Origin of the sequence: Mixta sp. (assembly GCF_024610815.1) — a bacterium.
GTDB lineage: Bacteria > Pseudomonadota > Gammaproteobacteria > Enterobacterales > Enterobacteriaceae > Mixta > Mixta calida.
On the sequence record NZ_JANION010000035.1, the window covers coordinates 1 to 17,270 of the forward strand.

General features: G+C 59.4%; 16 protein-coding genes. 2 read left to right on the top strand and 14 right to left on the bottom strand.

Annotated features, from left to right (window positions below; translation table 11 throughout):
• Positions 1-4,614 (bottom strand): alpha-2-macroglobulin family protein (locus MYY08_RS01950; protein ID WP_288012772.1); only part of this gene is annotated, 4,614 nt, incomplete at its 3' end.
• Positions 4,615-4,933: 319 nt separating this feature from the next.
• Between MYY08_RS01950 and sseA the strand changes: the two genes are divergently transcribed.
• Positions 4,934-5,782, top strand: coding sequence for a 3-mercaptopyruvate sulfurtransferase (sseA, locus tag MYY08_RS01955; protein WP_288012774.1), 849 nt, complete (start codon positions 4,934-4,936; stop codon positions 5,780-5,782).
• A gap of 158 nt (positions 5,783-5,940) precedes the next feature.
• On the opposite strand, the gene sseB is transcribed toward sseA, so the two are convergent.
• The 11 genes from sseB to trmJ all read right to left on the bottom strand — a co-directional run bounded on the left by sseB (position 5,941) and on the right by trmJ (position 14,525).
• Positions 5,941-6,729, bottom strand: coding sequence for an enhanced serine sensitivity protein SseB (sseB, locus tag MYY08_RS01960; RefSeq protein WP_038624699.1), 789 nt, complete (start codon positions 6,727-6,729; stop codon positions 5,941-5,943).
• 49 nt (positions 6,730-6,778) lie between these two features.
• Positions 6,779-8,065 (bottom strand): aminopeptidase PepB, encoded by a 1,287-nt coding sequence (gene pepB / locus MYY08_RS01965; RefSeq protein ID WP_038624697.1) that lies wholly within the window; start codon positions 8,063-8,065, stop codon positions 6,779-6,781.
• Between the two features lie 45 nt (positions 8,066-8,110).
• Positions 8,111-8,311: a Fe-S cluster assembly protein IscX gene (iscX, locus tag MYY08_RS01970; protein ID WP_038624696.1), complete on the bottom strand. Its 201-nt coding sequence runs from the start codon at positions 8,309-8,311 to the stop codon at positions 8,111-8,113.
• Positions 8,312-8,365: 54 nt separating this feature from the next.
• Entirely contained in the window at positions 8,366-8,701 is a 336-nt protein-coding gene (gene fdx / locus MYY08_RS01975; RefSeq protein WP_038624695.1) for an ISC system 2Fe-2S type ferredoxin, read from the bottom strand.
• 3 nt (positions 8,702-8,704) lie between these two features.
• Positions 8,705-10,555 (bottom strand): Fe-S protein assembly chaperone HscA, encoded by a 1,851-nt coding sequence (gene hscA, locus MYY08_RS01980; protein ID WP_038624694.1) that lies wholly within the window; start codon positions 10,553-10,555, stop codon positions 8,705-8,707.
• Positions 10,556-10,569: 14 nt separating this feature from the next.
• On the bottom strand, positions 10,570-11,088 hold the full coding sequence (gene hscB / locus MYY08_RS01985; protein ID WP_038629912.1) for a co-chaperone HscB: 519 nt from the start codon (positions 11,086-11,088) through the stop codon (positions 10,570-10,572).
• 78 nt (positions 11,089-11,166) lie between these two features.
• Complete coding sequence (gene iscA, locus MYY08_RS01990; RefSeq protein ID WP_038624693.1) at positions 11,167-11,490, bottom strand: iron-sulfur cluster assembly protein IscA; 324 nt, start codon at positions 11,488-11,490, stop codon at positions 11,167-11,169.
• Positions 11,491-11,499: 9 nt separating this feature from the next.
• Complete coding sequence (gene iscU, locus MYY08_RS01995) at positions 11,500-11,886, bottom strand: Fe-S cluster assembly scaffold IscU (RefSeq protein ID WP_038624692.1); 387 nt, start codon at positions 11,884-11,886, stop codon at positions 11,500-11,502.
• Between the two features lie 24 nt (positions 11,887-11,910).
• Complete coding sequence (locus tag MYY08_RS02000) at positions 11,911-13,125, bottom strand: IscS subfamily cysteine desulfurase (protein ID WP_038624691.1); 1,215 nt, start codon at positions 13,123-13,125, stop codon at positions 11,911-11,913.
• A gap of 39 nt (positions 13,126-13,164) precedes the next feature.
• The gene (gene iscR / locus MYY08_RS02005; protein ID WP_038624690.1) at positions 13,165-13,659 is read right to left on the bottom strand and encodes a Fe-S cluster assembly transcriptional regulator IscR; all 495 of its coding nucleotides are present in this window, start codon (positions 13,657-13,659) and stop codon (positions 13,165-13,167) included.
• 137 nt (positions 13,660-13,796) lie between these two features.
• Entirely contained in the window at positions 13,797-14,525 is a 729-nt protein-coding gene (gene trmJ / locus MYY08_RS02010) for a tRNA (cytosine(32)/uridine(32)-2'-O)-methyltransferase TrmJ (RefSeq protein ID WP_038624689.1), read from the bottom strand.
• A gap of 120 nt (positions 14,526-14,645) precedes the next feature.
• On the opposite strand from trmJ, the gene suhB reads away from it, so the two are divergent.
• The gene (gene suhB, locus MYY08_RS02015) at positions 14,646-15,449 is read left to right on the top strand and encodes an inositol-1-monophosphatase (protein WP_038624686.1); all 804 of its coding nucleotides are present in this window, start codon (positions 14,646-14,648) and stop codon (positions 15,447-15,449) included.
• 73 nt (positions 15,450-15,522) lie between these two features.
• On the opposite strand, the gene MYY08_RS02020 is transcribed toward suhB, so the two are convergent.
• Together MYY08_RS02020 and MYY08_RS02025 are read right to left on the bottom strand one after the other, a co-directional pair.
• Positions 15,523-16,512: a nickel/cobalt transporter gene (locus MYY08_RS02020; RefSeq protein ID WP_104951565.1), complete on the bottom strand. Its 990-nt coding sequence runs from the start codon at positions 16,510-16,512 to the stop codon at positions 15,523-15,525.
• On the bottom strand, positions 16,497-17,162 hold the full coding sequence (locus MYY08_RS02025; RefSeq protein ID WP_038624682.1) for a DUF1007 family protein: 666 nt from the start codon (positions 17,160-17,162) through the stop codon (positions 16,497-16,499). The genes MYY08_RS02020 and MYY08_RS02025 overlap by 16 nt, the downstream gene beginning before the upstream one ends.
• Between the last annotated feature and the right edge of the window lie 108 nt (positions 17,163-17,270).

The following is a 17,270-nucleotide window of genomic DNA, read 5'->3' on the forward strand; positions in this document are numbered from 1 at the left end:
AAGATGCACTAATAGCAGCTGTCCGCTTTCCAGCGATGCCAGCGACAGCGGTTTGCCGTTGAGATCGAGATACTCGCGACGCACGGCAAGATTCTGGCTAACGACGCCCGGCGGCGTTTGCGCATAGCCGACGACATCCAGCCGACCGTAGACCGGTGAATCATTCTGGCTGGCGACCGTCACCCCTTCGGCCAGCTGCGTCGGGCTGAGCGGCAGAATGCGGGTTTTATTGTCGCCCGGCGACAGCGCCTGCCCGTTAAGGCTGGCCTGCCACGCCACGCCCTCAGCCTGTTCCAGAGCTCGTCCTGCAAGGAACAACGCGTTATTCTCCTGCGTCGATAGCCACTGCTTCGCATTAAGCTGCTGCGCCAGCGTGATGATTAACCGATCCTGCACCTCCGGCAGCAGCTGGTACTCACGCAGCAGCGTCAGGATCTGCGCGCTGTCGCGCAGCGGGCTGCCATAATCCTCCAGCCAGTAAAGGCGCTCAGGACGCGCGCTGTTAACGCCCTGGCCGAGCAGCGCCGTAGCGCGCGGCGCATCGCCCATCAGCTTCAGCGCTACGCCCAGCTGCACCAGCGCCAGCCCCGATTTGGCCTGAGTCCGTCTTTCATACAGCGCGCGCAGCGCGCCCAGCGGTGCTTTTTGCTGACGGGCCAGCACCAGCGCAGCGTAGGCCTGCACATTGAAACGGGTCGCAGCGGCATCGTTGCTGTAATAGATTTCAACCTGACCGCCATCCTGCAGATAGCGCAGCAGACGCTCGTTGCCTTTCGCCAGCGTCGCCTTATTGACGGCGTAGCCCTGCTCGCCTGCACGGGTCAGGAAATCCATCGCATAGGCGGTCAGCCAGAACTCTTCGGCGCTCTCTTTGCTCCACAGGCCGAATCCGCCGTTGTAGCGCTGCATCTGGCTGATACGATCGATACCGGTATCAATCGCCGCATGGCGTTCAGCGTCGCTGCCGCTTTTAATTCCCAGCGCCTTCAGTTCCGCCTGGTTGGTATAGAGCGACGGCCACAGACCGCTAATGGTCTGCTCCAGACAGCCATAGGGATAGGCATAAAGCTCGCTGATGTAGCGCGCGATATTCAACGGCGGATGACCGCTGAGCGCCAGCTGTCCCTGCATCGTCTCTGGCGCGAGGCCGCTGAAGGCTTCTGCGGGCAGCTGCCATGGCATACCGGTATGAACCACGCTGTTAAAGCTGCGGGTCTCCGCGGGCCAGGCGGGTCGCACGCCGAGCGTCCAGTGCCCTTTACTTAGCGGCAGGGTTTCGCCCGGCACTTCCAGACCGCTAATCACGGCATCAATGCTGCCTTCGCCATAGCCCATCGCGGCGCTAACCGGGATAAACAGCGTTGTACGCTGACCCGGACTCAGACTGACCTGACGTGACGCAGTCTCTTCCAGCTTCACCAAACCGCTGGCCTGTAAATTCACCATCAGCGTTTGCGGATAGTCCGTGAGATTGGTGAGATCCAGCGCCAAACGGCTGTTGTCGCCGCCCGCAAGAAAGCGCGGCATCGCCAGCTGCGTAATCAGGGGCGCGGCGACCACCACTTTACTCTCGCTCTGGCCGAAGCGATTATCGCTCCAGGCCTGAGCCATCAGGCGCATCTCGCCGTTAAACTCCGGGATCGGCAACGTAATCGTGCCTTCACCGTTGGCATCGAGCGTCACCGGCTGTAGCTGGGTCGCCAGGATGTTGACATGATTGACCGGCGGTTTCCCACCGCGCGCCAGCGGATCGCCTTCATCGCCGTCGCCCCCGAAACGTAAGGCAGCCAGCCTGCCCTTCCCTTCGATAAGCTGTCCGTAGACATCGTACTGATCGGCGTTGTAACGCTTACGACCAAAGAAGGCGGCATAGGGATCGGGCGTTTTATAGTCGGTGATATTCAACACGCCGCTGTCTACCGCCGACAACAGCACCTGCACCTGCTTTGGCAGCGCCTCGCCTGCGACCGCGGCTTTGACTTTCACCGTCAGGTTTTGATTCGGACGAATTTTCTGCGGCGCCGTTAATGTCAGATCCAAACGGCGCGCCTCATCCTGCATCGGCAGATGCAAAATGCCCACTGCCCGTTTCGGCGTGGTTCCCTGCGCTTTGTCGCCGGGGCGGATGACCAGCGCGCTGAAGTAAAGATCGTGACGACGCCACGCCTTATCAATGGGAACGGCGACATCCACCCCGCCAGCAGGCACATCGACCGTTTGCCACCAGAGCGGGCCGTTGCTCGACTCCACCATCAGGTAGCCTTTGCCCGCCGCAGGCGCTTCAATATGCACCTGTGCCCTTTCGCCCGGCTGATAGTTGGCTTTATCCAGCTTCAGCTTCACCTGATCGGGCCGTACGGCGCCGGTGCCGTCGGTATTGTCCTGCCAGCTGTAGCCCGCCCAGAAGCGGACGCTGCTGCGGGCGGTTTCATCGGGCGCTGCGACTTCAATGCGATAAGGGCCCCACTCCACCGGAAAAGCGACCTTCGCTTCCCCTTGTTCCGACAGCGTCAGCCGCCGCGTCTCTTCAATCAAATCTTTTTGATCGTAACGCGACTGCCAACCCTCACCTTCAGCGAAGCTCCAGTAGTAATCGCGTCGCTCGCGAATCAGTCGCACTTCAACGTCCTGGCCGGTGATCTTTTCACCGCGCGCGTTGGCCAGCACGATACTGAATTCCGCGCTGCCGTTTTCATCCACGACCGGCTGCGCGGTAGAGGTATCGTTACGGTAGTCGTAAACCTCTTTGCTGCTGAACAGCGGACGGATGCCGGGCAGCACTTCGGCGGGCCAGATCGCCTGACTGACGCGGCGCGTCACCGGACGGCCGCCGCTTTCCAGCAGGCTGGCCTGCAGGATCAGCTGCGCTGGCGAATGCACCTCCTGCCAGGAAGACTGCGTGGCGACGGCGGTTTCGCCCTGCGGATCTAGCGTCAGATCGATCTCATCCAGATTACGCTTCAAACCCGCTTCGGCGATGTCGCCGAACTGATAGCCGGGCAGTGACTTCACCGCTTCGCGATCGGGACGTAAGAACAGCTGTCCCTGTAGGCGATTGCCCGCTGCGGGCGCGCCATACAGATAGCGCCCGTTAACGTGAAAGGTAATGTCGTTATCCGGTGCGACCGGATCAACGCTGGCCGACAGGCTGAGCGCCATACGCTCCGGCATAAAGTCTTCTACGCTGAATGGCCACTGACGCGGTCGGCCATCGCCTGTATCTACGCGCAGCATCCAGCGTCCGGTCGGCGCGCCCTGCGGTAGCGGATAACGCAGCTGCCACAGGCCGTTTTCCGGCTGCCAGACCTGGGTACGCGCCACATCGCCGTCCGGCTTAACGATTTCCAGTTTAACCGGCTGCGGCGGCAGTGGTTTGCCATCGGCGTCGCGCATCAGCGCATTGGCGATCAGCGTTTCGCCAGGACGATAAAGATCGCGCGGACCAAAAATAAACAGCTGTTTGTCATAGCCTTCAGGACCGGCCACGGCGAATTCCGCCAGATCGAGCGCCGGACGGCGGAGATCGAGCAGCGAGGTTTGATCGTTTTTCGTCGCCAGGATCAGTTTCGCCTTTGCCTGCCAGGGCAGCGATACGTGTCCCTGGTCATCGGTCGTCGCCTGATTCAGAGTCTGTCCTTTTTCATCCAGCATGGTCAGCGTCACGCCTTCCAGCGGCGCGCCATCTTCTAAACGCTGGCTGAAGAGATCGACCTGCTGCGGGAACTGATGCAGCGAAAGGCCGATATCGCTGAGCGTAAATAGCGTGGCCGCATTGCTATAGCTGTAGCTGCCCGCCTGCTTCATCACCGCCAGGTAGACGCCGGGCTGCGCCAGCGGCTTGATATCGCCGAGCGGCAGCTGTAGCTGTTCACGGGTATTGCGCGCCGGGTTAAGATCGAAGCGGCTGGTATAGATCAGATCCGCCTTCTGCAGCAGCGATTCAGACTGCCAGATCTGCAGGCTGTTGCCATATTGCCAGTCGGCGATGAAGGAAGGGAGCGAGGCGGTTTTGATACGGAAAAAGTCGACGTCCACCTGATTGACGTTAAGCGCCATTACCGGCAGCCCTTTGACGATGCGCGTCGGCAGCAGCGAACCGCGACTGGCGAAACCCACCATCGGCTGAATATCGCGCGTGGTCAGCGTCTGCTCCGCCGCCGTCTCCAGCGTGGCGCCATTCGCCGCCTTCAGTCCGCTGTCGATGCGCGCTTTTAGCTGGCGCGCTGGCTCCAGGTGGCGGAAACGCAGCTCTTTGCGGTTGGGCGAAAGCTCCCAGCCGCCCTCAACAACGCCGCTTTTGCTGTCGGTCAGGTGAGCGTACTGGCTAAAGTTTTGCTGGTCGTCCAGCGAGACGGAAAAAGTAACGACCAGCGTGCTGGCGCCGTCAAGCTGCACTTCTGAAATATCGATCACCTGCAGCGGCTTGCCCTGCTCACGCGCCAGCTGTGCGGCTCGCTGTTCATCGCTCATCGCCGGCGCGCCGGGCTGCGCCGTTGTCGCCTTGCTGGCCGTAACGGCAGGCGGCGTTACTTTATCGTTATCATCATCACAACCGCTCAGCAGCAGCAATGACAGCAGCAGCGCCGCGCCAGCCCTGTACCTTAACCCGGACATATTTTCTCCATGGCGCAAACGCCTTGTAAAATGGGGTTACTATTATCACCTGAAAGTAAAAAAATTTAACAGTCCTGATTCATTTCACGCTGGTCTGGGTTATCGCGCCAATAGGACATTCCGGCAAGCGCTAATCGTATCGGCTGCTTTTTATTGCGCGCGTCGCCGCAAAACCGATGTAACAATCCGTCAGGACGATCCGCTTTATGCGGTCGACTTTCCGAATCTATAAGCCCGCTCGCAGCATCGCTGATTGGATCTTGAGATGGGTCGCGAGATCGTCGACACTCACTGCACATCAATGGATATTGAGGTTGTTATGACATCCGCTCTCTTTGTAACCGCACAGTGGTTATCCGAACACCAGAATGATGCCGATCTACAGGTTATCGACGCGCGCATGGTTCCAGCGGGCCAGGAAAACCTGCGCGATGTGTGCGCCGAATACCGCGCCGGGCACCTGCCCAACGCGCCTTTTTTCGATATCGAGCAGCTTTCCGATCGCAACAGCCCTTACCCGCATATGATGCCGCGCGCGGAGTCTTTCGCCGTGGCGATGCGCGAGCTGGGCGTTGACAGCAGCAAGCATCTGGTGGTGTATGACGAGGGCAATCTCTTTTCCGCGCCGCGCGCCTGGTGGATGCTGCGCGCGTTCGGCGTTGAGCGCGTTTCATTGCTGGCCGGCGGGCTGGCGGGCTGGAAACAGGCGGGCTATACGCTGCAAACCGGCGACGTGGCGCTGCCGGAGGCGGAATTTGAGGCCCATTACGACGCCAGCCTGGTGAAAAGCGTGACCGATGTACTGTTGATCAGTCATGAGGGCACGGCGCAGCTGGTTGACGCGCGCCCGGCCAACCGTTTCAATGGCGAAGTCGACGAGCCGCGTCCGGGATTGCGGCGCGGCCATATCCCCGGCAGCCTGAACGTGCCGTGGGGCGAACTGGTGGCCAACGGGCAGCTGAAGCCGGAAGCGGAGCTGCGCGAGATTTTTCAGCGCCACGGCGTCGATTTAACGAGGCCGGTGGTTGCCAGCTGCGGCTCAGGCGTGACGGCGGTCGTCGCTATCCTGGCGCTGACGGCGTTGGGCATCAAAGACGTGAAGCTTTACGACGGTTCCTGGAGCGAATGGGGCAGCCGCGACGATCTGCCGCTGACGAAAAACGCCTGATATTTTCGCCGCGCAGCGGCGTAAAAACCAGAGCCTGAAAGCGGCGCAACCGCAGAAGGGTAAAAAGGGACGGCGTCGCTGTCCCTTCCCTTAAGGGTTGCCGCTTCTGCTCTTATGCGTTATCGCTTTCACGTCATAAGCTTTGCCGCCGTCGCGCGTCAGATAATACGCTGGCCGCCTTTAAATTCACGCAGGAAGCTGCCCCAGCGGCGCTCATAAAATGGCGTGATGTGCGCGGTAAAAAAGTGGCTGATGCCCTGTTCGCCGTCAACCACCTCGCAGATATCGACCGGCTCATCCTCCAGCAGCGTATCGGTCGCCACCGCGCCAGCGGCGCGAATGATGTTATCGATATCGCCATCGGCTTCAATGCCGATCAGCAGGTTAGGCCGATCGTCAGCTTGCTCTTTGATATGAGCGACAAACGCCCGGCGCACCTGCTTATGTTTGCTGAACAGCTGCGTCAGGGAGTCGATCATCTGCGCCGGCGGCTCGGCGATTTCCGACAACAGCAGCGGTTCGCCGCCTTCCAGGATCGTCTGCTGGCTCAGGGCGTCGCCCTCTTCGCCAAGCAGATGCGCGATCTCTCGCGCGGAGAACTCTTTTCCCGCCGAAAGCTTAGGATTGAGAAACAGCGTTTCGCCAAGCGTCATTCCGAACAGCGTGCGCACCGGCAGCATGACGTAAGACTGCTCGCCTTCCGTCGCCTCAGCCATCGCCGCTTCTGAGGTAAAAAAGGGAATGACGCTGGTGCCGTCCTCTTTTTCCCAGTGTTGCAGATCGACCGGCGTGCTGGCGTCCAGCTGTTCGCCGGTGCTGGTGCCAGGCACCCACACGCTGGCTTCCATCAGCAGTGCGAAAAATTCAGGCCGATGCGCCGGCTCGGTGGCCGCCAGCTTCAGCACCTCTTCCAGACGTTGGTTAGGATTATTTTCAGTGTGATTCATGCTCTTTCCGCTTTTCAATCGGAGCCGGTTTGCCACCGGCTCCGCACGCTTATTTCAGCAGCAGGTTGGCGATAGTGCGCACGCCAAGCCCGGTCGCGCCCGCAGACCATTGCTCAACCGCGCCTTTGCGATAGGTCGCGGAGCAGTCGATATGCAGCCAGCCCTGCTGATAGTTGCTGACGAAATGCGACAGAAACGCGGCGGCGGTGCTGGCGCCTGCGGTGTGCGCCGCTCCGGCGATGTTGTTGAGATCGGCGAAGTTCGATGACAGATGGCTGCGATGGAATTCCGCCAGCGGCAGGCGCCAGAAGGCTTCATTCTCGCTCTCTGCGCTGCTTAACAGCTGCTGCGCCAGCGCGTCGTCAAAGGTAAACAGCGCGTGGTAATCGTTGCCCAGCGCGGTCTTGGCGGCGCCGGTCAGGGTCGCGGCGTCGATCAGCAGCTGGGGCTGTTGCTGGCTGGCGTCAATCAGCCCGTCGGCCAGCACCAGGCGCCCTTCCGCATCGGTGTTCATCACCTCAACGGTTTTACCGTTGCGATAGCGAATGATGTCGCCGAGGCGGAACGCATTGCCGCTCACCATGTTGTCGGCGCAGCAGAGATAGAGCTTCACACGCTTATTAAGGCCGCGCGCGATCGCCAGGGCCAGCGCGCCGGTCACGGTGGCGGCGCCGCCCATATCGGACTTCATCGAGTCCATAAAGGCGCTCGGCTTCAGGCTGTAACCGCCGGTGTCGAAGGTAATTCCTTTACCCACCAGACAGGCGTAAACCGGCGCGTTTTCATCGCCGCCAGGGTTATAGTCCAGTGCCAGCAGCGCCGGGCCGCGGGTAGAGCCGCGTCCAACGGTATGCAGGCCCATATAGTTCTGTTCACGCAGATCGTCGCCTTTAGTAATGCGATAGCTGACCGCATCGCCAGCGTATTTAGCGATCAGATCCACTGCCCGACGGGCCAACTGTTCCGGGCCCAGTTCTTCCGCCGGCTGGTTAATGATATCGCGTACCCAGTCGATGATGCTCAGACGATATTCCAGCTCGGCGCGTTCGTTGTCGCCAAGCGGCGCCCAGTCAACGCTGCGCTCGCCTTTCGGACCGCGATAGCCCTGCCAGAAAGCCCAGCTTTTCTCCAGATCCCAGCCGTCGCCGCTGAGAAAAACGTGTCGGACGCCCTGCCCGTCGATCTTGCGCGCCGCGCGCTGAATGGTCGCCAGCGCGTCGCCGCCGGTCAGGTGAATGGTCATGCCTTCATTGCTGCTGCTGAGGATCGCTTTTTCACCCCAGCGCGCGTCGGCTGCCGCAGTCGACAGCGCGATATTCATCTTTTCAGTTGCCATTAACGTGGTCCCTTTTCTTTATCTGAAACGGAGGTACCTGAGAGATTATTCAAACTCATCCAGCCAGACCAGCAGTATCGCTTCCAGAATCTTTTCACTGGAGGCATCAGGCTGGTCATCGAACGCTTCAAGCTGACAGATCCAGCGATGCATATCAGTAAAACGCACCGTTTTTGGATCGGTATCCGGGTAAGCATCATACAAAGCTTCGCCGATTTCACGGCTGTCGGTCCATTTCAGTCCCATGATCTTTCCTCAGACAAAAACGGGCCGGCTTGAAGGCCGACCCGTTTTTAACGATTAATGTTCGCGCGCGTGGTTAATGGTGTAGCGCGGAATTTCCACCACTAAATCTTCGTCGGTTACCCGCGCCTGGCAACTGAGACGGCTTTCCGGCTCCAGTCCCCAGGCTTTATCCAGCATATCGTCCTCGTCTTCGCTGCTTTCCGGCAGCGAGTCGAAGCCTTCGCGCACGATGCAGTGGCAGGTGGTGCAGGCACACGATTTTTCGCAGGCATGTTCCAGATCGATGCCGTTGCGCAGGGCGACGTCAAGGATGGTTTCGCCCTGGGCTGCGTCAAACACGCCGCCTTCCGGCAGCAGATCCTGGTGGGGCAAAAAGACAATTTTAGGCATTGATCAAACCTCATCCACAGAATGCCCGGCCAGCGCGCGACGGACGGAATTGTCCATACGACGGGCGGCAAAATCCTGGGTTACTTTATCGAGTTGTTTTACCGCCGCGCTGATGGTGTCGACCTCATCGCCGCGAATGGCTTCCTGCAGCTGACGCTGCGCCTGTTGAATAGCGTGCAGTTCTTCCGCGCTCAGCAGCGCGGCGTCTTCCGCCAGCGCGCCTTCGAGACTTTCCAGCACCCGCAGGCCTTCCACCTTCTGTTCCGCCAGCCTGCGCGCCGCAACGTCCTGCTGCGCCCAGGTCATGGAGTCGGTAATCATGCTGGCGATTTCGTTTTCCGTCAGTCCGTAGGAGGGTTTTACCTGAATAGAGGCTTCGACGCCGGTGGATTTCTCCATCGCCGTCACGCTCAGCAGGCCGTCCGCATCCACCTGGAAAGTGACGCGAATGTGCGCGCCGCCTGCGGGCATCGCCGGAATGCCGCGCAGCGCAAAGCGCGCCAGGGAACGGCAGTCGGAAACCAGCTCGCGCTCGCCCTGCAGCACATGAATGCTCATCGCCGTCTGGCCATCCTTAAAGGTGGTGAATTCCTGCGCGCGCGCCACCGGAATGGTCGTATTGCGCGGGATCACTTTCTCCACCAGGCCGCCCATGGTCTCCAGTCCTAACGAGAGCGGAATGACGTCCAGCAGCAGCATTTCGCTGTCCGGCTTGTTGCCGACCAGAATATCAGCCTGAATCGCCGCGCCGATGGCGACGACCTTATCGGGATCGATGGTGGTTAACGGTTGTCGGCCAAAGAATTCGCCCACCTTTTCACGCACCAGCGGCACGCGGGTAGAGCCGCCGACCATTACCACTTCCAACACCTCTTCCGGGGTGACGCCCGCATCTTTCAGCGCGCGACGGCACGCCATCAGCGTACGCTTCACCAGCCCGGCGATCAGGCCGTTAAAATCGTCGCGCGTCACTACGCCCTGCCAGTCGCCCAGCGTAACCGGCACGCTGTCGCTGTCGCTGAGCGCGATTTTTACCGCGATGGCGCTATCCAGTAGCTGACGCTGCACGCCATGATCGGCGCGATCGTGCAGGCTCGCCTGCTCGCGCAGCCAGTCAGCCAACAGGTGATCGAAATCATCACCGCCCAGCGCCGAATCGCCGCCGGTAGCCAGCACTTCAAAGACCCCGCGGCTCAGGCGCAGCACGGAAATATCAAAGGTGCCGCCGCCCAGATCGTAGACCGCGATCATCCCTTCCTGACCGGAGTCGAGACCGTAGGCGATCGCCGCCGCCGTCGGCTCGTTAAGCAGACGCAACACATGCAGGCCCGCCAGCCGTGCGGCGTCGCGCGTGCCCTGACGCTGCGCGTCGTCAAAATAGGCGGGCACGGTGATCACTACGCCATCCAAATCGCCTCCCAGACTTTCGCGCGCGCGCGCCGCCAGCGTTTGCAGAATGTCGCTGGAGACGCGCACCGGATTCAGCGTGCCCGCGGCAGTCTGGATCAGCGGCAGGCCGTTTTCGCTTGGCTGAAGCTGGTAAGGAAGGTGGGGATAACGCTGTTGGATGTCCGCCAACGAGCGGCCCATCAGACGCTTGACCGAACTGATGGTATTGACCGGATCGGCCGCCGCCTGCTGGCGCGCTTCCCATCCTACCAGGCTTTGCTGCGCCTGATATTGCACCACAGAGGGCAGCAGATGGCGTCCCTGCGCATCGGGCAGGGTTTCTGCCTGGCCGCTGCGCACGGTGGCGACTAATGAGTTGGTGGTCCCCAGATCGATGCCGACGGCCAGACGACGTTGATGCGGCGCGGCGCTCTGCCCCGGCTCGCTGATTTGTAATAACGCCATGTTAATCTTCCCGGTTAAAAATCAAGCAGCTTCTCTTCCAGCGCTTCTGACTGGCTGCGCAGTTTAGCGAGAAAACGCAGCTTGCGCACCGTGTCCGCAGCCGTTTCCCAGCGGGCGTCGGCCAGCTCCTGACGCATCTGCGCGCTGCGCTGCTGCATCATCGCCTCAATGCGCTGCATAAAAGCCTGCAGCTTCGCCTCGGCGTCCGGGGCGTTTTCGATTGCGTCCAGTTCTTCGCGCAGCGCCAGCTGCTCCATCAGAAAAGCGGTGTCGCGCATCGTATGCTGTTCGTTATTGATATCGAAACCGTGCAGCGACAACAGATATTCCGCGCGCGGCAGCGGCTGACGCAGCGCCTGGTAACCTTGATTGATGGTAGCGGCCTGTTGCAGCGCCTGCAGGCGCTCGCGCTCCGGCTGGGAAGCGAAACGATCGGGGTGGAACTGACGCTGCAGTTCCTGAAAGCGGGCGGTGAGCTGGGCCGCATCAATCTCAAACGACTGCGGCAGACCAAAAAGGGTGAAGTAATCCATAGGAGACTCGGTTAATACAGAGGAATGCATAGCATCGCTCCGTTACCGGAGCGATCTGTCCTGCCGCTGCGTCAACGCTTATACGTTGAAGCTTTCTCCGCAGCCGCATTCATCTTTCATGTTCGGATTGTTGAACTTGAAGCCTTCGTTCAGACCTTCCTTCACGAAATCGAGCTCGGTCCCGTCGAGATAGATCAGGCTTTTCGGGTCGATGACCACGTTCACGCCTTTATCTTCGAAGACGGTATCTTCCGGCTCAGGGGCATCCACAAATTCCAGCACGTAAGCCATGCCGGAACAGCCGGAGGTGCGTACGCCGAGACGTAAACCGAAACCTTTGCCACGATTGTGCAGAAAGGCATTCACGCGCGTTGCCGCGCTTTCGCTCAGGGTAATGGACATAACTCCCCCTTACTGTGTGTCTTTCTTGCTCTTGTAATCCGCGATAGCGGCCTTGATCGCATCTTCAGCCAGAATGGAGCAGTGAATTTTCACCGGCGGCAGTTCCAGTTCTTCAGCAATCTGCGTGTTCTTGATCGCCGCCGCTTCGTCCAGCGATTTGCCTTTTACCCATTCGGTAATCAGCGAGCTGGAGGCGATGGCGGAGCCGCAACCGTAGGTTTTGAAGCGCGCGTCTTCAATGATGCCCGCGTCGCTGACCTTGATTTGCAGCTTCATCACGTCGCCGCACGCCGGCGCGCCGACCATGCCGCTGCCGATAGAAGGATCGCTGTTGTCAAAAGAGCCGACGTTGCGTGGATTTTCGTAGTGATCGATTACTTTTTCGCTGTAAGCCATGATCTGTTCTCCTGAAACCTGAAATTAGTGATGCGCCCATTCAATGCTGTTCAAATCCACGCCCGCTTTAAACATCTCCCACAGCGGAGAGAGGTCGCGCAGACGGCCAATAGATTTGCGCACCAGTGCGATGGTGTAATCAATCTCTTCTTCGGTAGTGAAGCGGCCGAGGGAGAAACGAATGGAACTGTGGGCCAGTTCATCGCTCATGCCCAGCGCGCGCAGCACGTAAGAAGGTTCCAGGCTGGCGGAGGTACAGGCGGAACCGGAGGAGACCGCCAGGTCTTTCAGCGCCATGATCAGCGATTCGCCTTCAACGTAGTTGAAGCTGACGTTGAGGATGTTCGGCGCGCCCTGTTCCAGGTCGCCGTTAAGATAGACTTCTTCGATATCTTTCAGGCCGTCCCACAGGCGGTTACGTAGCGTGCGCAGACGCGCCATTTCGCTTTCCATCTCTTCTTTCGCGATACGGTAAGCTTCGCCCATGCCGACAATCTGATGCACCGGCAGCGTACCGGAACGCATGCCGCGCTCGTGACCGCCGCCGTGGATCTGCGCTTCCAGACGGATGCGCGGCTTGCGACGCACGTAGAGCGCGCCGATGCCTTTCGGACCATAGATTTTATGCGCGGAGAAAGACATCAGATCGACTTTCAGCTGGCTAAGATCGATAGGCAGTTTGCCAACGCTCTGGGTAGCGTCAACGTGGTAAATGATACCGCGCGCGCGGCACATTTCGCCGATGGTGGCGATATCCTGCACCACGCCGATTTCGTTGTTGACGTGCATGATGGAAACCAGAATGGTGTCGTCACGCATCGCCGCTTCCAGCGCTTTCAGATCGATGATGCCGTTGCTCTGCGGCGCCAGGTAAGTCACTTCAAACCCTTCGCGCTCCAGCTGGCGGCAGGTATCCAGCACCGCTTTATGCTCGGTTTTGCTGGTGATAATGTGCTTGCCTTTTTTCTGGTAGAACTGCGCTGCGCCTTTAATCGCCAGGTTGTCGGATTCGGTCGCGCCAGAGGTAAAAACGATTTCGCGCGGATCGGCGCCAACCAGCTCGGCGATCTGATTACGGGCGATATCCACCGCCTCTTCAGACTGCCAGCCAAAACGGTGCGAACGTGAGGCGGGGTTACCGAAAGTCCCGTCCAGGGTGAGATACTGCATCATTTTTTCCGCCACGCGCGGGTCGGCCGGCGTCGTAGCGGAATAATCCAGGTAAATCGGTAATTTCATTGCTCTTAAGCTCCGTACATCGCTTCAATTCAAATAAAATCAGGCGCGCAGATTTATATTAATGGTTTCCTGCGTACGCCCATTCGCCATACGGCGCGTCTCATTGTTCTGGCGATCCGCTATGTCCAGGATCTCTTTATTATTCACCAGCTCGGCCAGCGTAATATTGTTAAGAAAATCACTGATGCGTTCGCTTAAATCGTGCCATAGCACGTGAGTCAGACAGCGCTCTCCGCCCTGGCAGCCCTCTTTGCCCTGACAGCGCGTTGCGTCGACCGATTCGTCAACGGCGGTGATCACCGCGCCGACGGCGATATCCGCCGCGCTTTTGCCCAGCAGGTAGCCGCCGCCCGGTCCGCGCACGCTGGCGACCAGGCCATTTTTACGCAGGCGCGAGAACAGCTGTTCAAGATAAGAAAGAGAGATCCCCTGACGCTCTGAAATATCAGCCAGCGGCACCGGCCCTTCATGTGAGTGCAGCGCAACGTCAAGCATTGCGGTAACGGCGTAACGGCCTTTTGATGTCAGTCTCATAGCCTGGTGACCTTCTGTTATACCCGGTTATCGGAGTTTACTGATGATGGTCGCAAGTCTGACATTCCTGAGTGTTTTGGTCAACTATTTAACCTGGTAAAACACTCAAGTATTACGCTACGCCGGGGCTGTCGCTTTCAGCTGTCGCCGCGCTTTTTCTCAAAGGAAGAGAGCATGCCGCGCAGGATATTCAGCTCGTCACGCTCCGGGCGCGCGCGGGTATAAAGGCGACGCAGTTTGCTCATCACCTGACCCGGATTGCCCTGGCGAATGAAGCCGCTGTTAACCATCATCTGCTCCAGATGCTGATAAAAGCGCTCAAGGTCATCCACCAACGGATAGGGACTCTCTTCATACTGCGGCTGTTCAGTGCGGCCGCTTTGCAGGAAAGCCATGCGCACTTCATACGCCAGGATCTGTACCGCCATCGCCAGATTGAGCGAGCTGTATTCCGGGTTAGCCGGAATCGCCACGTGATAATGGCACTTTTGCAGTTCGTCGTTGGTCAGACCGACGCGCTCGCGGCCAAATACGATGGCGACCGGCGCCTGCGCGCCCTCTTCCACGCATTTGACGCCGCATTCACGCGCGTCCAGCATCGGCCACGGCAGCGTGCGCGAGCGGGCGCTGGTGCCGACCACCAGGCTACAGCCCGCAATCGCTTCATCCAGCGAATCGACGATGGCCGCATCGCCGATCACATCGCTGGCGCCGGCGGCGAGAGAGATAGCCTGAGAGTCAGGTTTGACCAGCGGATTAACCAGATAAAGGTTAGTCAGCCCCATGGTTTTCATCGCGCGGGCGACGGAACCCATATTGCCAGTGTGAGAGGTCTCCACCAGCACAATACGAATATTTTGCAGCATACAACTCGGCGGTCAGTGAGATAATTCGTACATGCTAACATAAATGCAGGACATTTTCCGATCTCCCTGCTATACTCCGCGCCGTTTTCCCCGTTCTTTAACATCCAGCGAGAGATACTGATGCATCCGATGCTCAACATCGCCGTGCGCGCTGCGCGCAAGGCCGGCAATTTAATCGCCAAAAATTACGAAACCCCGGACGCCGTTGAAGCCAGCCAGAAAGGCAGCAACGATTTCGTGACCAATGTTGACCGCGACGCCGAGCGCCTGATTATTGAGGTGATTCGTAAATCTTACCCGCAGCACACCATTATTGGTGAAGAGAGTGGCGAACTGTCGGCAGAAGACCAGGATGTGCAATGGGTTATCGATCCGCTGGATGGCACCACCAACTTTATTAAACGCCTGCCCCATTTCGCCGTTTCTATCGCCGTACGCATCAAAGGCCGTACCGAAGTCGCCGTGGTTTACGATCCTATGCGCAACGAACTCTTTACCGCGGTACGCGGTCAGGGCGCACAGCTGAACGGCTACCGTCTGCGCGGCAGCACCGCGCGCGACCTGGACGGCACCATTCTGGCGACCGGCTTCCCGTTCAAGCAGAAACAGCACGCCGCAACTTATATGAAACTGGTTGGCAAGCTCTTTACCCAGTGCGCCGATTTCCGCCGCACCGGTTCCGCCGCGCTGGACCTCTGCTATGTCGCCGCTGGCCGCGTTGACGGCTATTTTGAAATCGGCCTGAAGCCGTGGGATTTCGCCGCGGGTGAACTGATCGCACGTGAAGCGGGCTCGCTGGTCACCGACTTTACCGGTGGTCACGGCTTTATGACCTCCGGCAACCTGGTTGCTGGCAATCCACGCGTTGTAAAATCGCTGCTGGCCGCCATGCGCGACGAGCTGAGCGATGCGCTGAAGCGTTAATCTCTCCGCAATAAAAATGCCGCGTCCTCCTTCGGGAAGGCGCGGCATTTTTTTATGCTTTTTCAGGCGTGGTTCAGCCCAGCGGACGCAGGCCGCCGGAGAGGGCCGGTTGTGCGCTGAGCCATAGCATGACGCCGCCGGCGATCAGCAGCGCGCCGCCGGCCAGCGCCAGACTTTGCAGCGCGACGCGTTGCCAGCGCGCTGGCGTCGCCCGCCGGTTTAACCGTATGGCCAGCGTGCGCGAACTCTGCACCAGCAGCGCCATTGCCGACACCGTCAGCGCGGTGCCGACCGCCATCGCCAGCGCGCTGACCACGCCCCAGCCGTAGACGCCAATCACCCGCGAAAAAAGCAGCATCATGATCGCGCCGGAACAGGGGCGCAGCCCCATCGACAGCACCACCAGCAACGAGGTTTTCCAGCCGGTCGCGCGCGCCAGCTGCTCGCTGTCCGGCAGATGCTGATGACCGCAGCCGCAGTGAGCGTCATGGCTATGTTCAGGCGGACGCAGCCGCTGGATTCGCTGTGCTGGCGTGCGCTGGCGCATTAGCTGACGCAGCGCGCGCCAGCACAGCCAGACACCCAGCCCGATCACCAGCAGATAGCTGCCCTTTTCCAGCCAGAAACTGCTGAGATGCAGCTGGCGGGAAGAGAGTTGCAAAATACCCAGCATCAAAGTGACCAGCGCCACCGCCACGAGGCCCTGCACAATAGCCGCCGCCAGCGTCAGCTTCAGGCTGGTTTTTAGCCGCGTCGGATGGGTGGCGAGGAAAGTGGCGATCACCACTTTGCCATGTCCCGGCCCCAGCGCATGCAGGACGCCATACAGCAGACTAAAGCCAAGCAGCGTCGCGCCCGCCTGCCCCGGTTGCTGAGCGACACGTTGCAGTACGGCGATCATCTCCTGATGCAGCGCTTTCTGCCAGTTTACGCTTTGCAGCAATAGCTGCGGCCAGTACCACCAGGCGGCGAAAGTGCCCGCCAGCAGCAGGACAAGCGTTCCCCAGAGCGGCCAGAGACCACCCCGGCGCGCGCAGCGTTTTTCTGTCAGGATTGAGGACATGAGAAGGTTACCGTTTGGGCGAACTGGCGGCCAAGGTCCATGCTTTCCGGCGGCGCGTCGGCTTTATCCAGCGACAGGGCGAACGCTTTCAACGAGGCGTCCGGCTTTGGCGCTTGCAGCGTCAGTTTACAGCGCGTTTTTAGCGCATCCGGCAGGCTGAGCGCCTGCGCATCGCTGTAAGTCATATCGACAAAATAAGTGGGATCGAAAGTACTGAAGGTGTAGGTCTGACCCGCCAGCTTCTGCGGCTGCGCCAGCGGCAGCACAAAGGTCAGCACCGCTTTTGCGCCGCTGCGCGTCAGCTGATAAGAGGGCGGCAGATTATCGAACTTTACCGCGCGGCCCTGATGCCAGAATTCGGTAAAGTAGTGCTGAGCCAGCACGTTAGCCATCACTTCCGCCGCCAGCTTTTTCCATACTGGCGAATCGGGTGCGGCGCTGCCTGCATCATACAGCAGATCGGCAGAGGTAATTTCATCCATCGTCCAGACCATTTTCAATCCTGTCAGCGCATCTTTATCGATTACCGGCGTTGTTTGCATGCTGATAAAGCTGTGCGGGTGAGACCAGGCTAAAGGCGATAGCGCCAGCGCAGCCATGGCAAAAACGGCGCGTTTGTAGATGTTATAAGATAACAATTTCGCTGTCATGCATTTTCCTGTTCTGCAATTTTGTGAGCCAGGTTTACGTCTGGATAAAAAAATGGCGGCTGCCGCCTGGCGTCACAACGGTTGTCTATGCTTATTTTTGGTATGACT

Excerpts from the sequence above, each read along its gene's own strand:
- sseA (WP_288012774.1), top strand. The coding sequence starts at position 4,934 with ATGACATCCGCTCTCTTTGTAACCGCACAGTGGTTATCCGAACACCAG.
- sseB (WP_038624699.1), bottom strand. The coding sequence starts at position 6,729 with ATGAATCACACTGAAAATAATCCTAACCAACGTCTGGAAGAGGTGCTG.
- pepB (WP_038624697.1), bottom strand. The coding sequence starts at position 8,065 with ATGGCAACTGAAAAGATGAATATCGCGCTGTCGACTGCGGCAGCCGAC.
- iscX (WP_038624696.1), bottom strand. The coding sequence starts at position 8,311 with ATGGGACTGAAATGGACCGACAGCCGTGAAATCGGCGAAGCTTTGTAT.
- fdx (WP_038624695.1), bottom strand. The coding sequence starts at position 8,701 with ATGCCTAAAATTGTCTTTTTGCCCCACCAGGATCTGCTGCCGGAAGGC.
- hscA (WP_038624694.1), bottom strand. The coding sequence starts at position 10,555 with ATGGCGTTATTACAAATCAGCGAGCCGGGGCAGAGCGCCGCGCCGCAT.
- hscB (WP_038629912.1), bottom strand. The coding sequence starts at position 11,088 with ATGGATTACTTCACCCTTTTTGGTCTGCCGCAGTCGTTTGAGATTGAT.
- iscA (WP_038624693.1), bottom strand. The coding sequence starts at position 11,490 with ATGTCCATTACCCTGAGCGAAAGCGCGGCAACGCGCGTGAATGCCTTT.
- iscU (WP_038624692.1), bottom strand. The coding sequence starts at position 11,886 with ATGGCTTACAGCGAAAAAGTAATCGATCACTACGAAAATCCACGCAAC.
- MYY08_RS02000 (WP_038624691.1), bottom strand. The coding sequence starts at position 13,125 with ATGAAATTACCGATTTACCTGGATTATTCCGCTACGACGCCGGCCGAC.
- iscR (WP_038624690.1), bottom strand. The coding sequence starts at position 13,659 with ATGAGACTGACATCAAAAGGCCGTTACGCCGTTACCGCAATGCTTGAC.
- trmJ (WP_038624689.1), bottom strand. The coding sequence starts at position 14,525 with ATGCTGCAAAATATTCGTATTGTGCTGGTGGAGACCTCTCACACTGGC.
- suhB (WP_038624686.1), top strand. The coding sequence starts at position 14,646 with ATGCATCCGATGCTCAACATCGCCGTGCGCGCTGCGCGCAAGGCCGGC.
- MYY08_RS02020 (WP_104951565.1), bottom strand. The coding sequence starts at position 16,512 with ATGTCCTCAATCCTGACAGAAAAACGCTGCGCGCGCCGGGGTGGTCTC.
- MYY08_RS02025 (WP_038624682.1), bottom strand. The coding sequence starts at position 17,162 with ATGACAGCGAAATTGTTATCTTATAACATCTACAAACGCGCCGTTTTT.